The organism is Microvirga tunisiensis (assembly GCF_009296175.1).
GTDB lineage: Bacteria > Pseudomonadota > Alphaproteobacteria > Rhizobiales > Beijerinckiaceae > Microvirga > Microvirga tunisiensis.
The window spans coordinates 1-5,690 of record NZ_VOSK01000358.1; the positions used below are offsets into that span (position 1 = coordinate 1).

At 64.0% G+C, this 5,690-nt stretch carries 4 protein-coding genes and 2 pseudogenes; 3 read left to right on the top strand and 3 right to left on the bottom strand.

The genetic code is table 11. From position 1 onward, the window contains the following. The first annotated feature begins 735 nt into the window (after window positions 1-735). Together FS320_RS36490 and FS320_RS36495 are read left to right on the top strand one after the other, a co-directional pair. Entirely contained in the window at window positions 736-1,134 is a 399-nt protein-coding gene (locus FS320_RS36490) for a cupin domain-containing protein (RefSeq protein WP_152717221.1), read from the top strand. A gap of 100 nt (window positions 1,135-1,234) precedes the next feature. Then, window positions 1,235-2,170, top strand: a complete 936-nt coding sequence (locus tag FS320_RS36495) for an arginase family protein (RefSeq protein WP_244627619.1) — start codon at window positions 1,235-1,237, stop codon at window positions 2,168-2,170. Window positions 2,171-2,209: 39 nt separating this feature from the next. Here FS320_RS36495 and FS320_RS36500 read toward each other — a convergent pair whose 3' ends face one another. Next, window positions 2,210-3,448, bottom strand: a complete 1,239-nt coding sequence (locus FS320_RS36500; protein ID WP_152717223.1) for an NAD(P)-binding domain-containing protein — start codon at window positions 3,446-3,448, stop codon at window positions 2,210-2,212. A 190-nt stretch (window positions 3,449-3,638) separates the two neighbouring features. Between FS320_RS36500 and FS320_RS36505 the strand changes: the two genes are divergently transcribed. Next, a complete protein-coding gene (locus FS320_RS36505; RefSeq protein ID WP_152717224.1) occupies window positions 3,639-4,553 on the top strand; it encodes a ketopantoate reductase family protein in 915 nt (304 codons plus the stop codon). 133 nt (window positions 4,554-4,686) lie between these two features. Here the strand turns inward: FS320_RS36505 and FS320_RS36510 are convergent. Together FS320_RS36510 and FS320_RS46430 are read right to left on the bottom strand one after the other, a co-directional pair. Further along, window positions 4,687-4,803: pseudogene (locus tag FS320_RS36510) on the bottom strand (IS6 family transposase); the annotation flags it as partial. Between the two features lie 282 nt (window positions 4,804-5,085). Then, window positions 5,086-5,690 (bottom strand): annotated as a pseudogene (locus FS320_RS46430) (hypothetical protein); the annotation flags it as partial.

The following is a 5,690-nucleotide window of genomic DNA, read 5'->3' on the forward strand; positions in this document are numbered from 1 at the left end:
GACGCGTGTGCAGAGCCTGTGATGCACCCCCCCATGGCCAGAGCGGAAAGGAGCATAGCGGAGATACGCATGATCATCCTCCTCCTCCTGTGCGGATGCATTGCGGTGACCGCCTCGCAGGAGATACAGCGGATACCGCGCCCAGCCTGGGGGCCACTGGGGCATTGCCCACATCGGACAATGGTCAAGTTTATTTGTTTACACTCATTGTGCCGGGTCCGATGTGCGCCACCACACGTAGGGGAGAGATTTTTGCTTGGCTGCCTTGCTCAGGGGTAGAATTGAGCAAAATTATTTGGCGCTTCAGCAAAATAGGGCTCAAGTAATCAAATAGGTAGCAGACCGGCGCGAGTATCGCTTTGTCTCCTATTGATGGAGCTGCCCTCAAGCCTGGACGGTAAGGTTGCCAATCCGTTCTATCTTATCTTGTCATTGGGAACTCCTCTTGCGCTAACCCCAGCTTGGGGGTGCAAGCGTGGCTTTCGGAATGCACGAGCCTCGCAGAACTTGAATGAGAGAGGCCAAGCTGAGATCGATGCCGCTTCTGCTCTGCTGATGAGGGTAGGGCTGGGGGCAGTCAACGGCTCGCTGGGCATTCACGACAGCCGGAGAGGGGAAGAGCAGGTCAGGAGTGGAAAGCAGATCTTCTCAGGGTCTTGCCCGTGCATCGATTGCCGTACACGATCTTCACCCCAGTTCTGGACCTCCGACAAATGCTGATTGAGCGAGGACCTGATGCGCATCATTGATCCTGTAGAACATGAGCAGGAGCAATGGCGGCTTGGCGTGCTCACCCGCATGCGCGTCTCGGCTCTGACCGGCGCGGCGCAGTTGTGCATCTTCGAGCAATGGTGTGACCCTGATTGCGGCGCACCCATCCACCTGCATGCGGTGGAGGAGGTGCTCACCGTGCTGGCTGGTCAGGCTGAGGTCTGGGTTGGCGAAGAATGCGCCACTCTCACAGCCGGGCAGTCCGTGATCGTGCCGGCGGGTTATCGCCATGGGTTCCGCAATACTGGCGAGACGACACTCCACGTGGAAGCAACGCTCGCCGCGCCGATGTTTGAGGCTGCCTTCGATGACTTGCGCGAAACAGGACGGCGCTGGCTTCCGCGTTCGATCACGCCGCCGTGACGCCGGGCTGCGGGTACCGATCTTCAACCAACAGGGGGAGGCCATGACAGGGCAGCAGACGATCGGCAGAATGTATGGCAGCGCACCAGCCACGACATTCATGGGGCTTCCGGCTTGCTCCAACCTCTCCAGACCGGAGGCTGATGCGGTCCTTGTCGGTGTTCCGGCGGCGACACCCTACGCGTCGGTTGGTTCATACTGTGCTGATGCGCCTGATGCAATCCGTGCAGTGATGCCCAGTATGCGGCCGCCCTTCATCACCATGACTTCGATTTTGATGGCCCGCTGCTTCCACCACGGGTGCGTGTCGTGGACGCTGGAAACATGCCCCCTCGCGGAGGACGCCTCCGAGAACCGGGCCCAGATCAGAGAGGCTGTCGGCGCCATTCTCAATGCCGGGGCAGTCCCCTTGGTGCTTGGCGGTGACGACTCGGTGCCGATCCCGCTGTTCGAAGCCTTTGCCGGGCGGGGGAGTTACACGGTGCTGCAAATCGATGCTCACATTGACTGGCGGGATGACGTCGATGGGGAGCGGCTGGGCCTATCGAGTACGATGCGCCGGGCCAGCGAAATGGGGCACATTGGCCGCATCATCCAGGTCGGCCAGCGCGGTGTCGGCTCAGCCCGTCCGGCGGACCTGGCGGACGCCAAGGCGGCAGGTGTCCACTTTATCAGCGCCCATCAGCTGCATCGGGAGGGGCTCGAGCCGGTGCTACGCCTGATCGAACCGGGATCCGAGCTTCTGATCACCTTCGACTGCGATGCTCTCGATCCCGCCATCATGCCGGCGGTAATCGGCCGTGTTCCCGGTGGACTCAGCTACTGGCAGGCCGTGGACCTGTTGCACGGCGCCGCCGACTGGGCGCGGGTCGCCAGTTTTGACCTGGTGGAGTTCATGCCGGCCCGTGATCTCGATGGCACGGGAGCCTTGGTGGCCGGGCGCATTCTCGCAACTGTCACTGGGATTGTCGCGCGGCAGGCCGGCTCCGCGGCAGAAAGCCTGCCTGATCCGTCGGATCCGTCACTGGGCGCGTGAGAGTTGCTCGCCGTCGTGCGGGTCGGCAGCGAATCAATGTCATGCCAAGATATGACTGATCAGGCGGGGAGCTTCCTCAGTGAGTGAGAGCAGGGTGCCGGACTTGCGCGTGGATGCGAAGTCCAGGCCCGCGAAGTAGAGGCCGGATCGCTCAGCGACACCTTCCTGATGTACTGGCTGGCCTCGCGCATCGAGCGCTCCCGGCACCTTCACCCAACCAAAGTCACCCTCGAAGCCGGTGCACCAGATAACTGACGCAAGGCCACACTCCGACGCGTCAAGAGAAAGGATCGGCGGGTCTGGCAGGCGCGGTGCAACAGTCTCATCAGGGTTGTCTTCTGCCGCCGGAGCATTGATGCCCTCTCGTGCAATGTAGGCATCGATGTGGCGTTTGAACTGCCCTGAAGCTTCGTCGCCGAAGCGGAGATTCTCCTCCAGGTCCGCGGCAAAGATCAGGCATTGTCCATCCTTGACGCCGGTAAAGCGGCCGAGAAGAACAACCCCTTGCGCGCTGAGTGATTGCAGGCTGACCGTATGCCCGACCCCGAGCAGCGGTCGCCCCATGATGCGGCCTGAAGGGTCGACAAAGTCTTTGCGCGGGACGTCGAACAGCCCGCTCCGGCGAAGCCAGAAGACCATGTCGCGACCGCGGTAGCGGCGGGGCATCCGTCCGACCCGGCCGGTGGCGAGAAAGACCCTGCGACCCGCCTGCGCCAGATCCTCGGCGATCTGGCCGCCGCACTGGGCGCTGCCGATGACCAGCACCGCTCCCGCCGGGAGCACTGCCGGATTGCGGTAGTCGGACGCGTCCAACTGCAACAGATCGAGCGGTAACGCGCGAGTCACCGCGGGACGCCGTGGGCGGTTCAGGCTGCCGCTGGCGATCACCACGTTGCGCGCCCACAGCGCGCCCTGTGGCGTCTCCAGTCGGTAGGCGCCGCGTGCCTCATCAAGCGAAAGCTCGGACACTGGAGTATTCGTTTCGACTGGCAGGCAGTTGCGCGCGGCGAAGCCCTCAAGGAGCGCAACGAACTCATCACGGGTCATGAAGCCGTCCGGATCGGGGCCATCGTATTCGTCCCCCGGCATGACGGATCCCCAGTTGGGGGTGTTCAGGCGGAAGGCGTCCCACCGCTGGGTGCGCCAGGTCTCTCCGATCCGGCACCGCTCCAGGACGCGGTGCCGCAGCCCAGCCCGGGTCAGGTAGTGGCTTGCGCCCAGCCCGGCCCATCCGGCGCCGACGACGATCACGTCGAAACAATCGGTGTCGGAGGCCATCAACATGCCCTCCTGCGGACCCCGGCCTCATGGGCAAGGTCCGGGTTCAGGTACGACAGGAGCCAAGAGTATCACACATTGGTTGAGCGAGCGGCTCCTTTGCCGTCAAGATCTCGGCTTCCACCGCCGCACGAGACGGTTCGCGACCAGGTCTCGATCTGGTATCCTCCAGGAGAAGCGGAGACCGGCCATGCGGATTGCAGTGATGGGGACCGGCGGGATCGGCGGGTACCTGGGCGGGCGGCTTGCCGCTGCTGGCGAGGACGTGGCCTTCCTGGCCCGCGGTGCTCACCTCGAGGCCCTGCGTCGCGATGGTCTGCGCCTGGAGAGCCCGTTCGGTGACCTGCACCTGCCGCGCGTACCAGCGGCGGACAATCCGGCGGAGATCGGCCCGGTGGACCTCGTGCTGTTCACGGTCAAACTGTACGACAGCGAGACGGCCGCGGCGTCCCTTGCGCCCCTGATCGGTCCGCACACCCGCGTGCTGACGCTGCAGAATGGCATCGACAGTCTCGACATCCTCGCGCGCTTCGTTCCGGCGGAACAGCTCGTCGGAGGCGCAATCTACGTCACGGCCTCCATCGCACGGCCAGGGGTGATCAGCGTTCCCGGTGGCTCCAGGCGTGTGGTGGTGGGACAGGCCAGCAATCCGGTCGTGCAGGCGCTGCGGGACGCCTGTGGGCGCGGCACCGGCATCGAGATGGAGACGGTAGCCAACGTCGCCCCTGTGCTGTGGGAGAAATTCGTCATCCTGTGCGCCTTCGCCGGAGCGACCGCCCTCATGCGGGCCGGCATCGGCGCGATCCTGGCCGACCCGGAGGCCCGCCTCTTCATCGGGCAACTTCGTGATGAAGGTTTGGCAGTGGCGGCAGCCTCCGGCGAGCCGATCCCAGAGGAGCACCATCGGCGGTTCATGGCGCTGTGGCGGAGCCTGCCGCCGGAAGCAAGGTCCTCGATGGCGACCGATCTTTCCCGCGGCAGGCCGCTCGAGCTCGAATGGCTGTCCGGGCGCATGCATGCGCTGGGCTTGCAGCTCGGTGTGCCGACGCCGGCTCATACGGCCGTCTACCGCGCCCTGCACCTGCATGCGCAACCGACGAGTTAGGAAACACCGACTCCCTCTGAGGCGTCTTGCCCATCAGGAACCGCCCTCGTCTGTGAGGCAAGCCAGATAGAGCCCCACGGGATCCGCCGGTCAGAAGCCAGCAACGAGGCCCGTCACCTTGCTCTCGCGGCCGCATCTCCTCGACCATCCGAAGGCTGAGTGGAAATCGGAAATACAACCAGACAGCATGGCTGATGACTTTGGCCGGGAAGCGGTGGCGGGCATAGCGAGAATGGCGGGTCGGTTTCATACCTCCGCTTATGCTCAAGTCCAGTCACTGTCGCGTTAACCTGACGGTGCCGTCCCGGGAGCATGAGGATCTGTTGGGGCCAGTGACGGGACCATCCGGACGGATGCGATCAAACCCATTCACCGGCAGCATCAAGGAGCGCCAGTGCGAGGGCACCATCTTTGCCCCACATTTCCTCATGTTCTCTTGGTCGTCCTCAACTCGACAAGCCCTGGTACAAACGCGCCCTCGACGGTCGCATATAAAGCACTTCGAACAATGTCGCGCGAATGGTAGCGCCTTCTACTCACCCAGCTCGTCGAGCAGCGCCTTAGCCGATCTCAAATCGGGGGTGTCGAAGCCCTCGGTAAACCAATCGTATACAGGGGCGAGGAGATCGTGGACTTCCTGGCGCTTGTCGTGCTGCCAGAGCCGGGCGAGGCTGGTCGCAGCACGCAGCTCAAACGTCTTTGCGCTCTGACCTCGGGCGACGTCGATGGCCCGGAACAGGTCGGCTTCGGCTTCAGCAGCCGCGGCCGCGAGTAGCAGGTCGGCGCGGACACGATAGCCTTCCGCCTCGGCAAGACGCTGCTCCCCTTGCTCGACCCACGGCTGCATCTCCTCGAGAAGCCGGAGCCCACTTTGTATGTCCCCCGAGGTGCAGAGGATCTCCGCCGCTACGACGGCGATACAGGGCGTGAAGACGCGCCACGACGTTTCCGCATGCATCGCCTCAAGGTTCTGGCGCAACTGAGCGAGGTTGTCCGTCGATGCGGTCCGTCCGGCGCGGGCGCAGCTCAGTATGGCGCGCCCCCTCGTGGCCCAGAAGAGCGCACCCTGCTCCCGTGCAATCGCGATCAGTTCGCCGGCCAGCCCTTCCGCGGGGACGAGGTCGCGCCGGAGCAAGT